General features: G+C 70.6%; 12 protein-coding genes. 4 read left to right on the top strand and 8 right to left on the bottom strand.

Annotated features, from left to right (window positions below; all coding sequences use genetic code 11):
* Positions 1–4 precede the first annotated feature (4 nt).
* Positions 5–1,468 carry an NADP-dependent phosphogluconate dehydrogenase gene (gene gndA / locus ABD285_RS15310; protein WP_284254761.1) on the top strand — a complete coding sequence of 488 codons (1,464 nt, stop codon included), beginning with the start codon at positions 5–7 and terminating at the stop codon, positions 1,466–1,468.
* A gap of 5 nt (positions 1,469–1,473) precedes the next feature.
* On the opposite strand, the gene ABD285_RS15315 is transcribed toward gndA, so the two are convergent.
* Positions 1,474–2,853: a CoA transferase gene (locus ABD285_RS15315; protein WP_344203327.1), complete on the bottom strand. Its 1,380-nt coding sequence runs from the start codon at positions 2,851–2,853 to the stop codon at positions 1,474–1,476.
* A 34-nt stretch (positions 2,854–2,887) separates the two neighbouring features.
* On the opposite strand from ABD285_RS15315, the gene ABD285_RS15320 reads away from it, so the two are divergent.
* Both ABD285_RS15320 and ABD285_RS15325 read left to right on the top strand, forming a co-directional pair.
* On the top strand, positions 2,888–3,265 hold the full coding sequence (locus ABD285_RS15320) for a hypothetical protein (protein WP_284254760.1): 378 nt from the start codon (positions 2,888–2,890) through the stop codon (positions 3,263–3,265).
* Positions 3,266–3,334: 69 nt separating this feature from the next.
* Complete coding sequence (locus ABD285_RS15325) at positions 3,335–4,102, top strand: hypothetical protein (protein WP_284254759.1); 768 nt, start codon at positions 3,335–3,337, stop codon at positions 4,100–4,102.
* 24 nt (positions 4,103–4,126) lie between these two features.
* Here the strand turns inward: ABD285_RS15325 and ABD285_RS15330 are convergent, their stop codons facing one another.
* The 3 genes from ABD285_RS15330 to ABD285_RS15340 form a co-directional block, all read right to left on the bottom strand.
* On the bottom strand, positions 4,127–5,104 hold the full coding sequence (locus tag ABD285_RS15330) for a ribose-phosphate diphosphokinase (RefSeq protein WP_284254757.1): 978 nt from the start codon (positions 5,102–5,104) through the stop codon (positions 4,127–4,129).
* Positions 5,105–5,323: 219 nt separating this feature from the next.
* Positions 5,324–6,748 carry a bifunctional UDP-N-acetylglucosamine diphosphorylase/glucosamine-1-phosphate N-acetyltransferase GlmU gene (gene glmU, locus ABD285_RS15335; protein ID WP_344203330.1) on the bottom strand — a complete coding sequence of 475 codons (1,425 nt, stop codon included), beginning with the start codon at positions 6,746–6,748 and terminating at the stop codon, positions 5,324–5,326.
* Between the two features lie 20 nt (positions 6,749–6,768).
* The gene (locus ABD285_RS15340) at positions 6,769–7,320 is read right to left on the bottom strand and encodes a TetR/AcrR family transcriptional regulator (protein ID WP_284254756.1); all 552 of its coding nucleotides are present in this window, start codon (positions 7,318–7,320) and stop codon (positions 6,769–6,771) included.
* Positions 7,321–7,466: 146 nt separating this feature from the next.
* Here ABD285_RS15340 and ABD285_RS15345 point away from each other — a divergent pair, with 146 nt between their 5' ends.
* Positions 7,467–8,915 (top strand): MFS transporter, encoded by a 1,449-nt coding sequence (locus tag ABD285_RS15345; RefSeq protein WP_344203333.1) that lies wholly within the window; start codon positions 7,467–7,469, stop codon positions 8,913–8,915.
* A 76-nt stretch (positions 8,916–8,991) separates the two neighbouring features.
* On the opposite strand, the gene mmsB is transcribed toward ABD285_RS15345, so the two are convergent.
* The 4 genes from mmsB to ABD285_RS15365 all read right to left on the bottom strand — a co-directional run bounded on the left by mmsB (position 8,992) and on the right by ABD285_RS15365 (position 14,152).
* Positions 8,992–10,167 (bottom strand): multiple monosaccharide ABC transporter permease, encoded by a 1,176-nt coding sequence (gene mmsB, locus ABD285_RS15350; RefSeq protein WP_284254753.1) that lies wholly within the window; start codon positions 10,165–10,167, stop codon positions 8,992–8,994.
* Positions 10,164–11,708: a multiple monosaccharide ABC transporter ATP-binding protein gene (mmsA, locus tag ABD285_RS15355; protein ID WP_284254752.1), complete on the bottom strand. Its 1,545-nt coding sequence runs from the start codon at positions 11,706–11,708 to the stop codon at positions 10,164–10,166. Before mmsA ends, mmsB begins: the two co-directional genes overlap by 4 nt.
* A 74-nt stretch (positions 11,709–11,782) precedes the next feature.
* Complete coding sequence (gene chvE, locus ABD285_RS15360; RefSeq protein WP_348534953.1) at positions 11,783–12,910, bottom strand: multiple monosaccharide ABC transporter substrate-binding protein; 1,128 nt, start codon at positions 12,908–12,910, stop codon at positions 11,783–11,785.
* A gap of 222 nt (positions 12,911–13,132) precedes the next feature.
* Entirely contained in the window at positions 13,133–14,152 is a 1,020-nt protein-coding gene (locus ABD285_RS15365) for a LacI family DNA-binding transcriptional regulator (protein ID WP_344203336.1), read from the bottom strand.
* Positions 14,153–14,173: the final 21 nt, after the last annotated feature.

Below are 14,173 nucleotides of genomic sequence, written 5' to 3' on the forward strand. Positions count from 1 at the left end.
AGGCATGGCTTCAGTTGACGTCCCCCAGGCCAACATCGGCGTCGTCGGGCTGGCGGTGATGGGCTCCAACCTCGCGCGCAACCTCGCCAGCAGGGAGGGCAACACCGTCGCCGTCTTCAACCGCACGGCGGCGAAGACCGACGAGCTCGTCGCCGAGCACCCGGAGGCCGGATTCATCGCGACGAAGAGCTATCAGGAGTTCGCCGACCGCCTCTCGACGCCGCGCACCGCGATCATCATGGTGCAGGCCGGCCGGGGCACCGACGCGGTCATCGACGAGCTCGTGAAGGTCTTCGAGCCGGGCGACATCATCGTCGACGGCGGCAACGCGAACTTCCGCGACACCATCGCGCGCGAGAAGCGGATCAGCGAGACGGGCATCCACTTCGTCGGCACCGGCATCTCGGGCGGCGAGGAGGGCGCGCTGAACGGTCCGTCGATCATGCCCGGCGGCTCGGACGAGTCGTGGCAGACGCTCGGGCCGATCTTCCGGTCGATCGCGGCGGTCGCCGAGGGCGAGCCGTGCGTGACGCACATCGGCCACGACGGCGCCGGCCACTTCGTGAAGATGGTGCACAACGGCATCGAGTACGCCGACATGCAGCTCATCGCGGAAGGCTACGACCTGATCCGTCGCGGCACCGGCAAGAGCCCGGCCGAGATCGCCGACGTCTTCGACGAGTGGAACAGGGGCGAGCTCGAGAGCTACCTGATCGAGATCACCGCGCAGGTGCTGCGTCAGGTGGATGCGGCCACCGGCAAGCCGCTCGTCGACGTCATCCTCGATCAGGCCGGCGCGAAGGGCACGGGCGCCTGGACCGTGCAGAACGCGCTCGACCTGGGCGTGCCGGTCTCCGGGATCGCCGAGGCCGTCTTCGCGCGCAGCCTCTCGTCGAAGCCCGGCCAGCGGGCGGTCGCGCAGAAGGTGCTCCCCGGCCCGAGCGACCGCTGGACCATCGAGAGCCCGGAGGACTTCATCGAGGACGTGCGCCAGGCGCTCTACGCCTCGAAGGTCATCGCGTACTCGCAGGGTTTCGACGAGATCATCGCGGGCGCCGAGGAGTTCGGCTGGGACATCGACAAGGGCGACATCGCGAAGATCTGGCGCGGCGGCTGCATCATCCGCGCCCGGTTCCTCAACCGGATCACCGACGCCTACGCCGCCGATCCCGACCTGACCTCGCTGGTCACGGCCCCCTTCTTCGTGGATGTCGTGACGGCCGCCCAGGGTCCGTGGCGTCGCGTCGTGTCGATGGCCGCGCACGCGGGCGTGCCCGCCCCGGCGTTCGCGTCGTCGCTCGCCTATTACGACGGGCTGCGCGCCGACCGCCTGCCGGCCGCGCTCATCCAGGGGCAGCGCGACTTCTTCGGCGCGCACACGTACAAGCGCGTCGACAAGGACGGCATCTTCCACACGCTGTGGTCGGGCGACCGCTCCGAGGTCGAGTCGGAGGGCTCGTCGCACTAGAGCCGCTACTCGACCCACTCCGGGGCGTCGCTCCCGAGGGGGCGCGACCCGCGGTCCCAGCGCAGCACCGCCGCGCCCACGGTGAGCGGCGGCGCCACGAGCCGCGCCGCGCCCCATCCCGTCCGAATCGCCGTCGACGCGGGCTCCCCCGCCTCGCCGAGCGGTCCGCGCTCGACGTCGGCCGAGGTGAGCTCGAGCGCCGTGCGGGCGAGCGAGAGCCGCGACGCCGTCCCGACACCGTCGCGCACGCGGCGCGCGAGCCCGTGCAGCACGGCCGCCGCCTCCAGATAGCCGGTCGCGTGGTCCAGCGCCTGCACGGGGAGCGGGGTCGGGCGCGCGTCGGGGTCGGGCTCCGTCGCGGCAGCACCCGGCCACGCGATCCCGCTCGACATCTGCACGACGCTGTCGAAGCCGCGTCGCATCGCCCACGGCCCGGTCCACCCGTACGCGTCGTGGCTCACGTCGACCAGGCCCGGACGCAGCCGCCGTCGCTCCTGCGCACCGAGCCCGAGCCGCTCGAGAGCATCGGCACGGTAGCCGTGCACGAGCACGTCGGCACCCGCGAGCAGCTCGCGCAGCCTCGCGAGGCCGTCGTCGGTGCGCAGGTCGAGCCGCGCGAGCCGCTTGCCGAGAGTGACCTCGAGCTCGGCGCCGGGCTCCGACCAGTCCGGCGGATCGATGCGCAGCACCTCGGCACCGAGGCCGGCCAACAGCCGCGTCGCGACCGGTCCGGCGAGCACGCGTGTCAGGTCGAGCACCCGCAGTCCGGTGAGCGGACGATCCGGCACCGGCCGCCAGCGTCGCGCTTCGGCGGGCCCGGGATCGGTGCTCCGGATGCCGGCGAGCGGCTCGCGCGCGACCGCCGCGCCCTGCGGGTGCCCGGCCCACGCCCCCGGTGAGCGCAACGCGCCCGCCACGCCGCCGGCCGCGACGACCGCGGTCTCGAGCGCCTCCGCATCCCATCCGGCGACGGCCTCCCGCACCGCGGCGGCGGGATCGTTCGCGACGCCGAGCACGGCGAGCGCGGCATCCCGGTGCCGGGGCGCGTTGGTGTGCAGCCGGATCCAGCCGTCGCGCGCACGGTAGTCGCCCGCGATCGCGTCCCACACCTGCGGGCGCTCCCACCCGTCGGGACGCACCGCCCACCCGAACCAGACGTCGGCGAGGCCGCGGTCCACGTGCACGGGCGCGGACGGCATCCCGAGCGCCCGCAGCAGTTCGGCGAGCGCGAGCCCGGCCGTCGCGATCGAGGCGGCGGCGAACTCCGAGACGGGATACCGCGAGCGCAGCACCGCCGTTCCGTCGATGCCGACCTCCGCGTCCGGGATGCCGAGGCCCGTCGTCATCCCGTCGATCAGCCGCCGCTCGAAGGTGGTCGCACCCATGCGCCGAGGGTACGTCTGCGACACTGTTGGCGGCATGACCGACGACGACGAGCACCCCGAGCTCGCGGGCTACGAGCCCGGATCCGGCGCGAGCCTCAGCCGGCCCGGCGTGCGCCGCGTGCTGCGGATCGGCGTTCTGATCGCGGTGGCCGCCCTCATCATCCCGGGCATCATCGCGACCGTTCAGATGCAGATCCGCACGGCGCAGGCGGCGTGCCGCATCGTCGTCCGCACGGTCGACACGAGCGCGATCGGTGCCGTCGCGCGGTTCGAGCCGGCGGGACCGGCGGGCCCGTCGTGGTACTGCTACAGCCGGAGTTTCGACGGGTCGGAGCTGCTGCGCGCGACGCTCGGACTGATCCCGGGGCTCGAGCCGGCGCCGCGGCCGCCGCACCCGGCCGTGCAGAGCTGAGAGCCCGATCCAGCGGGGTTTGCTACCCTGGCCGACGCGTGCCGATCCCCCGGGCACTGAAACGACACCATGCGCCTTCTTCGACGACTGACCCGATTCCCGTCTGCCCGACCCCGTGACCGAGCTCACGGGCGTCGCCGCCAGCCGCACCATCTGCGGCGCTGGGAGCTCGCGCTCGGCGGAACGGTCGGTGTCGGCGCCCTCGCCCTCGCGGGCGCGATCTTCGCGACGCAGCTCGCGGCGCCGAGCAACGCGCAGAAGCTGAGCGCATACATCTCGACGCACGCTCAGAAGCTCGACGTGGCCTCCCAGGCGGCTCCCGCCCCGCTCGTCTCACCGGCGCCCACGTCGACCGGAGCCGCCGCCATCGTCACGCCGGACGCCGGCCCCGCCCCGGATCTCACGCGCGACGGATACGGGGCGACCCCGGGGCTGCAGACCCTCTCGGCCAGCGGCACCAATTACGACTGGGCCAAGATCGTGCTGCTCGACGGCGGCTGGCCGCAGACCGACGCGAACGTGACGGTCATGACCCGCTGGATGCGCCAGGAGAACGGCGTCGACGACTGGTGGAACCGCAACAACCCGCTGAACATGGGCAACGGCGGCTTCGCCTCCTTCCCGAGTCTGCTCGCCTCGGCGCAGGGTGTGGCGCACCTCATCCACTCGAACCCCGGGATGTCGGGGATCGCCGCCGGGCTCGCCGCCGGTGACGACGCCGCGGCCACCGAGTCGGCGATCTGGAACAGCAACTGGGCCGGCGGGCACTACGCGTACGGCGCCCACTGGCACTACACACCGGTCGAGCGCATCAAGGCGCCGGCGGGCGCCTGGTGACCCGGGCGGCCTGAGGCTGTCGCCCTACGCGGCGCCGTCAAACATCGAGGTGACGGACCCGTCGTCGAACACCTCGTGGATCGCGCGCGCGATGAGCGGCGCGATCGGCAGGACCGTCAGGCGATCCCACCGCTTGGCCTCGGGCACCGGAAGGGTGTCCGTGACGACGACGGAGTCGATCATCGTGCTCTGCAGGAGCTCGACGGCGGGATCGGAGAACACCGCGTGCGTCGCCGCCACCACCACGGTGGTGGCCCCTTGCTCCTTGAGCGCCTCGGCGGCCTTGACGATCGTGCGACCGGTGTCGATGAGGTCGTCGACGATGAGGCAGACCCGCCCCTCCACCGGTCCGATGATCTCGTGCACGCTGATCTGGTTCGGCACCAGCGGGTCGCGACGCTTGTGGATGATCGCCAGGGGTGCGCCGAGCTTGTCGCTCCACACGTCGGCGACGCGCACACGGCCCATGTCGGGGCTCACGACCGTCAGTGTCGACGGGTCGAGCTGCTGCTGGAAGTGCTCGAGGAGGACGGGCATGGCGAACAGGTGGTCGACCGGTCCGTCGAAGAAGCCCTGGATCTGGGCGGCGTGCAGGTCGACGCTCATGATGCGGTCGGCTCCGGCCGCCTTGAACAGGTCGGCGACCAGGCGGGCCGAGATCGGCTCGCGACCGCGGCCCTTCTTGTCCTGCCGGGCGTAGGGGTAGAACGGCGCGACGACGGTGATCCGCTTCGCGCTCGCCCGCTTGGCCGCGTCGAGCATGATGAGCTGCTCCATGAGCCACTCGTTGATCGGCGAGGTGTGCGACTGGATGACGAACATGTCCGCACCGCGGACGCTCTCCTGGAACCGGGCGTAGATCTCCCCGTTCGCGAAGGTGCGCGCGTCGGTCGGCAGCAGCTCCGTATCGAGCTCGGTCGCGATGTCCTCGGCCAACTGAGGATGCGCTCGTCCGGAGACCAGGACGAGTCGCTTGCCGCCCGAGGAGGTGATCGCCGACACGTTCCGCCCTTCGCCGCCGCCGGATTGCAGCCTATCGGTTCCGCCGCCGCTCCCGGATGCCGGGACGGGGTCCCCGATCCGCCGGCGCGAGGGGCGAGCGCCCACGTTCGCATCATCCGGGCGCGGTCGACCGCGCCGACGTGATGCAGACGTGGGCGGTCGCGGCGGTCAGGGCGGTCGGGGCGGTCGGGGCGGTCGCGGCGGTCGCGGCGGCGGGGGTCAGTCCGACGCGTCGGTGGCGGCGCGCGCGGCGTCGGTGCCGGCCCGGTTCTTCTCGGTCCACCCTTCGACGTTGCGCTGCGGCGCGACGCTGATCGCGAGTGCGCCGGGCGGCACGTCCTTGCGCACGACGGCGCCGGCGCCGACCTTCGCTCCGTCGCCCACGGTGACGGGCGCGACGAACACGTTGTGCGCCCCGGTGTGCACGTGCGACCCGATCGTCGTCGGGTGCTTGTCGAGGTCGTCGTAGTTCGCAGTGATCGCGCCGGCGCCGATGTTGGTGTGCTCGCCGATCGTCGTGTCGCCGACGTAGCTCAGGTGCGGCACCTTGCTGCCGGCGCCGATCTTCGCGTTCTTGGTCTCGACGTAGGTGCCGATCTTGCCGCCCTCGCCCAGCTCGGTGCCGGGGCGCAGGTACGCGAACGGTCCGACCGAGGCGCCGGGACCGATCAGTGCCAGGGTGGCATCCGCGCGCTTCACGGTCGCGCCCGCGCCGACCTCGCAGTCGACGAGGGTCGTGTCCGGTCCGATCACGGCGTCGCGGTCGATCGTCGTGGCACCCGCGAGGCGGGTGTTGGGCCAGACGACGGTGTCCTCGCCGATGGAGACGTTCAGGTCGATCCAGGTCGTGGCGGGGTCGACGACCGTCACGCCGTTCACCTGATGGCGGTGCACGATCATCGCGTTCAGGCGGGCCGCCTGACGCGCGAGCTGCACGCGATCGTTGACGCCCTCGACGATCCACGGCTCGGCGACCGGGATCGCGGCGACCTCCGCCCCGGATGCGCGCAGCAGCGCGATCACGTCGGTCAGGTACTTCTCGCCCTGGGCGTTGTCACTGCCCAGGCGCGGCAGCTCGTCGCGCAGCCGCGCGGCGGCGAAGACGTAGGTCGCCGAGTTGATCTCGGTGATCGCGCGCTCCTCCGGCGTCGCGTCCTTCTGCTCGACGATGCGGGCCAGCCGCCCATCGGCGTCGCGCACGATGCGGCCGTAGCCCGTCGGATCGTCGACGATGGTGCTGAGCAGGGTGGCGGCCGCGGATGCAGACCGGTGCCCGGCGAGGAGCTGACCCAGCGTCCCCGCGTCGAGCAGCGGCACGTCGGCGCTCACGACGACGATGTCGCCGTCGAACTGGGCGGGCAGCGCGGCCAGCCCGATCTCCGCGGCGCGGCCGGTGCCGGGCACCTCGTCCTGATCGGCGACGATCGCCTCGGGCAGGTACTCGGCGACGGCGGCGGCGACGGCATCCCGCTGATGCCGCAGCACGGTGACGACGTGCGCGGCGCCGAGCTCGCGGGCGGCGGCGAGCACGTGCCCGATCATCGGGATGCCGGCGATCGGATGCAGCACCTTCGCCGTACGCGAGCGCATGCGGGTTCCCTCGCCGGCGGCGAGGACGATGACGGCCAAGCGGGGGTCGGTCATGCCCCCATTCTCCCGGAAGGTCAGGCCTTGAGCGCGTCGATCGTGAGATCGAGCACGCGTCGGCGCTGGCTCTCGTCCTCGTAGGCGACGCCGGCGACGGCGGAGACGAGGCGGACGATGTCGGAGATCGAGGTGTCGGGGCGCACGACGCCGGCATCCTGCCCGCGCTCGACGACCGGGCCGCCTGCGTCGTACAGCATCGTGCGGCAGGCCAGCATGACCTCGCTGTGACGATTGAGCACCTCGATGAGCGCCTTCTTGGTGCCCACGTACTCGATGTAGCGGTCGAGCCAGGTGCGCAGCGCCTGCCACGGCTCGAGCTTCTCGGTCTCGATCGCGGCCTGCTGCAGCGCGACGACCTCGTCGACGTAGACCGCCTCGATGAGCGCCTCGCGCGTCGGGAAGTTGCGGTACAGCGTGCCCACCCCGACGCCGGCGCGGCGAGCGATGTCCTCCAGCGACGCCGAGGCGCCGTGCTGCGTGAACGCCTCCCGCGCGGCCGCCAGCAGTGCGTCGAAGTTGCGGCGGGCATCCGCCCGCTGCGGACGCTGCACGATCGAATCGATCGACATGGCGCCCTCCTTCACGGGCTTGCAAAGCGGAGGCAGCCTCCGCTACACTCTAACCGGAGGCAGCCTCCGAACGGAGACTCCTTCCGATTCTAGCCGCCGATGTCGCGGCGCGCTCCCTCACACCCCAGGAACGGATGCATTCCGCCATGCCTTCATCCACCCCGATGCGCACGTTCGCCGCTCTCGGTCTCAGCGTCGCCTCCTTCTCCACCCTCCAATCGCTCATCGTGCCGGTGCTGCCCGCCATCCAGGCGGACCTGCACACCGGCACCGCGGGCGTCACCTGGGCCATGACCGCGTGGCTCATCTCCGCCGCGGTCGCGACCCCGCTGCTCGGCCGGGTCGGCGACCTCGTCGGGCGCCGACGCACCTTCCTCGTCACCGTGGCCGCCGTCGCACTCGGCTCCCTCATCGCGGCGACCGCGCCGACGCTCGGGGTGCTGCTCATCGCTCGCGTGATCCAGGGCCTCGGCGGCGCGATGTTCCCGCTGGCCTTCGGCCTGCTGCGGGAGGCGTTCCCGGCGCGCCGGGTGCCCTCCGCGATCGGCGGGATGTCGGCGATCCTGGCCATCGGATCCGGGCTCGGCACCGTGCTGGCCGGCCCGCTCGTGGGCGTGCTCGGCTGGCGCGGCCTGTTCCTGGTACCGCTGGTGCTCACCGTGGCGGGGGGCGTGCTCACGGCGCTCACCGTGCCCGAATCGCGCGAACGATCGACGGGCGGCATCAACGTGCCGGCGGCGCTGCTGCTCTCCGGATGGCTGGTCGCGCTGCTCCTGCCGCTCAGCCAGGGCTCGAGCTGGAGCTGGACCTCGCCCGTCATCCTCGGCCTGCTCGCGCTGGCGGTCGTGCTGATCGCCGCCTGGGTCGTGGTCGAGGTGCGCTCCCGCACCCCGCTCGTCGACATGCGCATGATGCGCTCCCCCGCGATCTGGCCGATGAACGCCGCCGCCGTGCTCATGGGCGCCGCGATGTTCGGCACCTTCGCCTTCTTCCCGCGCTTCGTGCAGACGCCGACCTCCACCGGCTGGGGTCTCGGCGCCACCGTCGGCGAGTCGGGGCTGCTCATGCTGCCCATGCTCGTGACGATGGGCGCGGCCGGATTCCTGAGCGGCCCGCTCGCCCGGCTCGTGCCCTTCCGGGTGCAGGTCACCATCGCGAGCGCCGTCATCGCCGCGTCGACGATCGCGATCGCGCTGTTCCACAGCGCCGCCTGGCAGCTGCTGGTCGAGGCGGGCGCGTTCGGGCTCGGGCTCGGCGTCGCCTACGCGGCGATCACGAGTGTCGTCGTGCAGGCCGTGCGCCCCACCGAGACCGGCGTCGCGAGCGGCATGAACGCGAACCTCCGCACGATCGGCGTGACGCTCATGACCGTCATCGTGACGGGCAGCGCGGCACCCGGTCGGCTGCCCGCGGAGTCCGGTTACACCGTCGGGTTCCTCACGGTCGGGATCATCGGCGCGGGCGCGGCTGTCGTGTCGCTGGTCGCGGGCCTCGCCCTGCGCCGTGGGACCCGTCTCGAGCCCGTGCCGACCGGCACCCTCGAGACGACGGCCATCACGCCGTTCGCCGAGGAGCAGGTCGTCGACGCGGCCTGACCGACACCTCCCGCACGCGCCGGCGCGGCGCTGCCCGGATCCCGGAGCAGCGCCGCGTCGGCGTCGCCGGCCGCGGTCAGCGGCCGGTCGAGCGCCGCTTGTTGTAGACGTCGAACGCGACGGCCGCCAGGAGCACGAGGCCCTTGATCAGCTGCTGCACGTCGCTGTCGATGCCGAGGATCGACATCCCGTTGTTGAGCACGCCGATGATGAGGCCGCCGACGATCGCGCCGGGCACTGTGCCGATGCCGCCCGTGACGGCCGCGCCGCCGATGAAGACGGCCGAGATGGCATCCAGCTCGAACCCGTCGCCGGCGCTCGGGCTCGCGAGGTTGAGCCCCGCCGTGAACACGAGGCCGGCGATCGCCGAGATGACGCCCATGTTGATGAACAGCAGGAACGTCACGCGCTGGGTCTTGATGCCCGAGAGGTGGGCGGCCGCGAGGTTGCCCCCGATGGCGTAGATGTGCCGGCCGAAGACCGTGCGGCTCATGACGACCGTGTACCCCACGACGAGCAGGCCCAGGATGATCAGAACGATCGGCGTGCCGTCGTAGCTCGCGAGCAGCACCGTCACGATGAGCACGAGCGCCACCATGAAGACGAGCTTCACGACGAACCACCACAGCGGCTCGTCCTCGAGCTCGTAACGGCGACGCACCACGCGCTGCCGCAGCGACAGCACGAGGATCGCGAGCGCCGTGAGCAGACCGAGCACCATCGTGAGCGGTTCGTACCCCGTCGAGCCGAAGGTGGGCAGGAATCCGGAGCCGATCGCCCGGAAGCCCTTCGGGAAGAAGGAGATCTGCTCGTTGCCGAGCACGATCTCGGCGGCGCCGCGGAATGCGAGCATGCCGGCGAGCGTGACGATGAAGGCCGGGATGCCGAAGTAGGCGATCCAGAACCCCTGCCACGCGCCCACCAGGGCTCCGAGCACGAGGCACAGCACGATCGCCAGGAGCCAGGGCATGTGCCATTTGCCGATCATCACGCCGGCCACGGCGCCGATGAACGCCACGACGCTGCCGACCGACAGGTCGATGTGCCCCGCGATGATCACCATGACCATGCCGACGGCCAGGATCAGGATGTAGCTGTTCTGCACGACCAGGTTCGAGACGTTGATCGGCGCGAGCGTGATCCCGCCGGTCGTGATCTGGAAGAAGACGACGATGACGATGAGCGCGATGAACAGCCCGACCTGACGCAGCTGGCCGGCGAGGTAGTTGATGGCGGATGTCAGCGGCTTCATGCGCGCGTCTTCTCCCGTTCCTTGGTCATGAACTGCATGAGGTGCTCGGCCGTCGCCTCGGCGCGCGGCACGTTGGCGGTGATGCGCCCCGCCGAGAGCGTGTAGATGCGGTCGCAGATGCCGAGCAGCTCGGGCAGTTCGGAGGAGATGACGATGACGCCCTTCCCCTGGTCCGCGAGCCGGTCGATGATCGTGTAGATCTCGTACTTCGCGCCGACGTCGATGCCGCGGGTCGGCTCGTCGAGGATCAGCACGTCGGGGTCGGAGTACATCCACTTCGACAGCACGACCTTCTGCTGGTTGCCGCCGGACAGCTTGCCGGTGAGCACGCCGACGCCGGGCGCCTTGATGTTCATCGTGCGGCGGTAGCCGTCGGCGACGATCCGCTCCTTGGCCTCGCTCACGAACGCGAACCAGGAGACGAGCTTGTCGAGCGCGGCGATCGAGATGTTGCGCTGGATGGTATCGATGAGGTTGAGGCCGTACTTCTTGCGATCCTCCGTCGAGTAGGCGATGCCGTTGGCGATCGCCTTCGGCACCGTGCTCACCGAGATGGGCACGCCCCGCTTGTAGACGCGGCCCGAGATGTTGGTGCCGTAGCTGCGGCCGAACAGGCTCATGGCGAGCTCGGTGCGGCCGGCGCCCATGAGCCCGGCGATGCCGACGATCTCGCCCTCGTTGACCACGATGTTCGCGTCGTCGACGACCTTGCGCTCGCGATCCAGCGGGTGGTGCACGGTCCAGTTCTCGACCCGCAGCAGCTCGCCGCCGATGTGCGACGCGTGGTCGGGGAAGCGGTGGTCGACGTCGCGCCCGACCATGCCCTTGATGATCCGGTCCTCGCTGGCGTCGCGATCGCCCATCTCGAGCGTTTCGATGGTGTGCCCGTCGCGCAGGATCGTCACGCGATCGGCGATCGCCTTGATCTCGTTGAGCTTGTGGCTGATGATGATCGCCGTCATGCCCTGGTCGCGCAGCGACCGGATGAGGTCGAGCAGGTGCTCCGAGTCGCTGTCGTTGAGCGCGGCGGTGGGCTCGTCGAGGATCAGCAGTTTGACGTCCTTGGAGAGCGCTTTCGCGATCTCGACCAGCTGCTGCTTGCCCACGCCGATGTCGGCGATCTTCGTGATCGGGTTCTCCTGCAGCCCCACCTGCTGCAGGAGCTTCGCCGCCTCCAGGTTGGTGGCGTTCCAGTCGATGAATCCGGCCCGCTGCTTCTCGTTGCCGAGGTAGATGTTCTCGGCGATGGAGAGGTACGGGCTGAGCGCGAGCTCCTGGTGGATGATCGCGATCCCCGCGCCCTCCGAGTCGCCGATCGACCGGAACTCCACGGGCTCGCCGTCGAGCAGGATGTCACCCTCGAAGCTCCCGTGCGGGTAGACGCCGGAGAGCACCTTCATGAGCGTGGACTTGCCGGCACCGTTCTCGCCGCAGATCGCGTGCACCGATCCCCGCTCGACGGAGATGGAGACGTCCTGCAGCGCCTTGACGCCGGGGAACTCCTTGTAGATGCTGCGCATCTCGAGGATGGTGTCGGTCATTCGTCCTCCGGATGAGGGGAGCGCGGGGCGGCCGCTGGAAGACCGCCCCGCGCCGTGGGGGGAGGGGGGTCGCGCTATTGCAGGTCGGCGTCGGTGTAGTACCCGCTGTCGACGAGGACCTTCTTGTAGTTGTCCTTGGTGACCACGACGGGCTGGAAGAGGTACGCCGGCACGACCTTGACCTTGTTGTCGTAGCTCTTGGTGTCGTTGACCTTCGGCTTCTGACCCTTCAGCAGCTGGTCGGACATCGTGGCCGCCTCACGGGCGAGCTCACGGGTGTCCTTGTAGATCGTGGAGTACTGCGTGCCCGCGATGATCTGCTTGACGCTCGCGACCTCGGCATCCTGCCCGGTGATGATCGGAAGCGCCTTGCCCGCGCTGCCGTACCCGGCGCCCTGCAGCGCGCTCAGGATGCCGTCCGAGAGCCCGTCGTACGGCGACAGGACGCCCTGGACGCTCGACCCGTCGGAGTACGACTTGGCGATGAGGTTCTGCATGCGCGCCTTGGCGCGCGCCGGGTCCCAGCCCTGGATCGCGACCTGCTTGAAGTCGGTCTGGCCGCTCTTGACGACGAGGGTGCCGTCCTCGATGTAGGGCTTCAGAGTGTCCATGCCGCCGTTGTAGAAGAACGTCGCGTTGTTGTCGTCGGGGCTGCCCGCGAACACCTCGATGTTGAACGGGCCCTTCTTGCCGGTCTTCTTGCCGTCGGCGTCGAGGACGCCGAGGCCGGTAAGCAGCGAGTTCGCCTGGTAGACGCCGACCTTGTAGTTGTCGAACGACACGTAGTAGTCGACGTTCTTGTCCCCGGTGAGCAGGCGGTCGTAGGCGATCACCTTGATGCCGGACTTGGCCGCCGCGTCGAGCTGGTCGCTCAGCGATCCGCCGTTGATCGAGGCGAGGATGAGCACCTTCGCGCCCTTCGTGATCATCGTGTTGATCTGCTGCACCTGGGTCGGGATGTCGTTGTTCGCGTACTCGAGGTCGACCTTGTAGCCGTCCTTCTCGAGGTTCTGCTTCACCGCCGCGCCGTCGCGGATCCAGCGCTGGTCCACCTTGGTGGGCATCGCGACGCCGACCAGGGCGCCCTTGTTGCTGTGAGCCTTCGAGTCGGTCGACGTGTCGCCACGACCGCCCGAGCATGCGGCGAGTGCCACCGCGACGCCGATGGCGGCGGCGGCCATCGCGATCCTTCTGATCTTCACGATGCTTCCTTTCATCGACGTCCACGACGTCGTCGTCATGTGCAAGTGGAGGTGCTCACCCCGCAGGGCGATCGTCGGAAGCCGGATGTCCGCGACGCGCAAGGCCGCCTCCTCGCGCATGCCTCGGCGCGCGATTCCGACCTCGTCGTCGTTCAGACTGTGACCGGTCACAACGAACGCTGCGAAAGTATCGACTTCGTCCGCGTCCGTCAAGTGCATCGCCTACGCGGGCCGGGACGCGCTGGCGCGCACGATGAGCTCCGGCGTCGTCACCATCGGGTATCCCGTGTCGGCGGACCCCTCGATCTCGGCGACCAGGATGCCGATCGCGCGCCGGCCCAGCTCGTCGAAGTCCTGCCGCACGGTCGTCAGCGGCGGCGTGAAGTGCTTGGCCTCGGGGATGTCGTCGAACCCCACGATGCTGAGGTCCTGCGGCACGCGCAGTCCCGCCTCGGCGGCCGCGTGCACGAAGCCCAGCGCCATCTGGTCGTTCGACGAGAACACCGCGCTGAAGTCGCGGAAGCGCAGCAGGCGCCGACCGAGCTCGAACGCCGTGTCGGCGGTCCAGTCCCCCAGCACCGGCGGCATGGGCGTGAGGTCGCGATCGGACATCTCGGCGAGGTAGCCGCGCATACGGTCCTCGGCCTCGCTCCAGTCCTGCGGGCCGGCCAGGTGCAGGATCTCGCGGTGCCCGAGGTCGATCAGGTAACGGGTCGCGGCCCGTGCCCCGGCCTGCTGGTCGAAGGCGACGGAGCGCCCCTCGGGCCCGTCTCGCCACTGCAGCGTGATCGACGGCACGCCGATCGCGACCCGTTGCAGGGCCTCGTGCGCCCGCTCCTGGGGCGCGATGACCACGAGCGCCTCGACGCCCTGACGCACGAGCGCGTCGAGGGCGTCGGCGATCTCCGTCTCGTCGGATCCCGCCATCGTCGCGGAGACGATCGTGTATCCGCGCGCCCGGGCCGCGTCGTCGACCCCGCCCGCCGCGGAGAACGGGCCGTAGTGCGAGCGCGCGGAGACGAGCAGGCCGATCGAGTGGGTGCGCGAGGTCGCCAGGGCACGCGCCATGCTGTTGGGCCGCCAGGCGAGCTGCTCCATCGCGGCCCGCACCCGGCTCTCGGTGCCCGCGCTGATGTTGGGATGCCGGTTGATGACCCGCGATACGGTCTGCCGGGAGACGCCCGCGATGCGGGCGACGTCGCGGATCGAGGGAGGGCGCGCCGATACCGACTCGTCGCCCATGACCCCTCCGTCCCAGCACCG

Source organism: Pseudolysinimonas kribbensis (assembly GCF_039531715.1).
Classification (GTDB): Bacteria; Actinomycetota; Actinomycetes; order Actinomycetales; family Microbacteriaceae; genus Pseudolysinimonas; species Pseudolysinimonas kribbensis.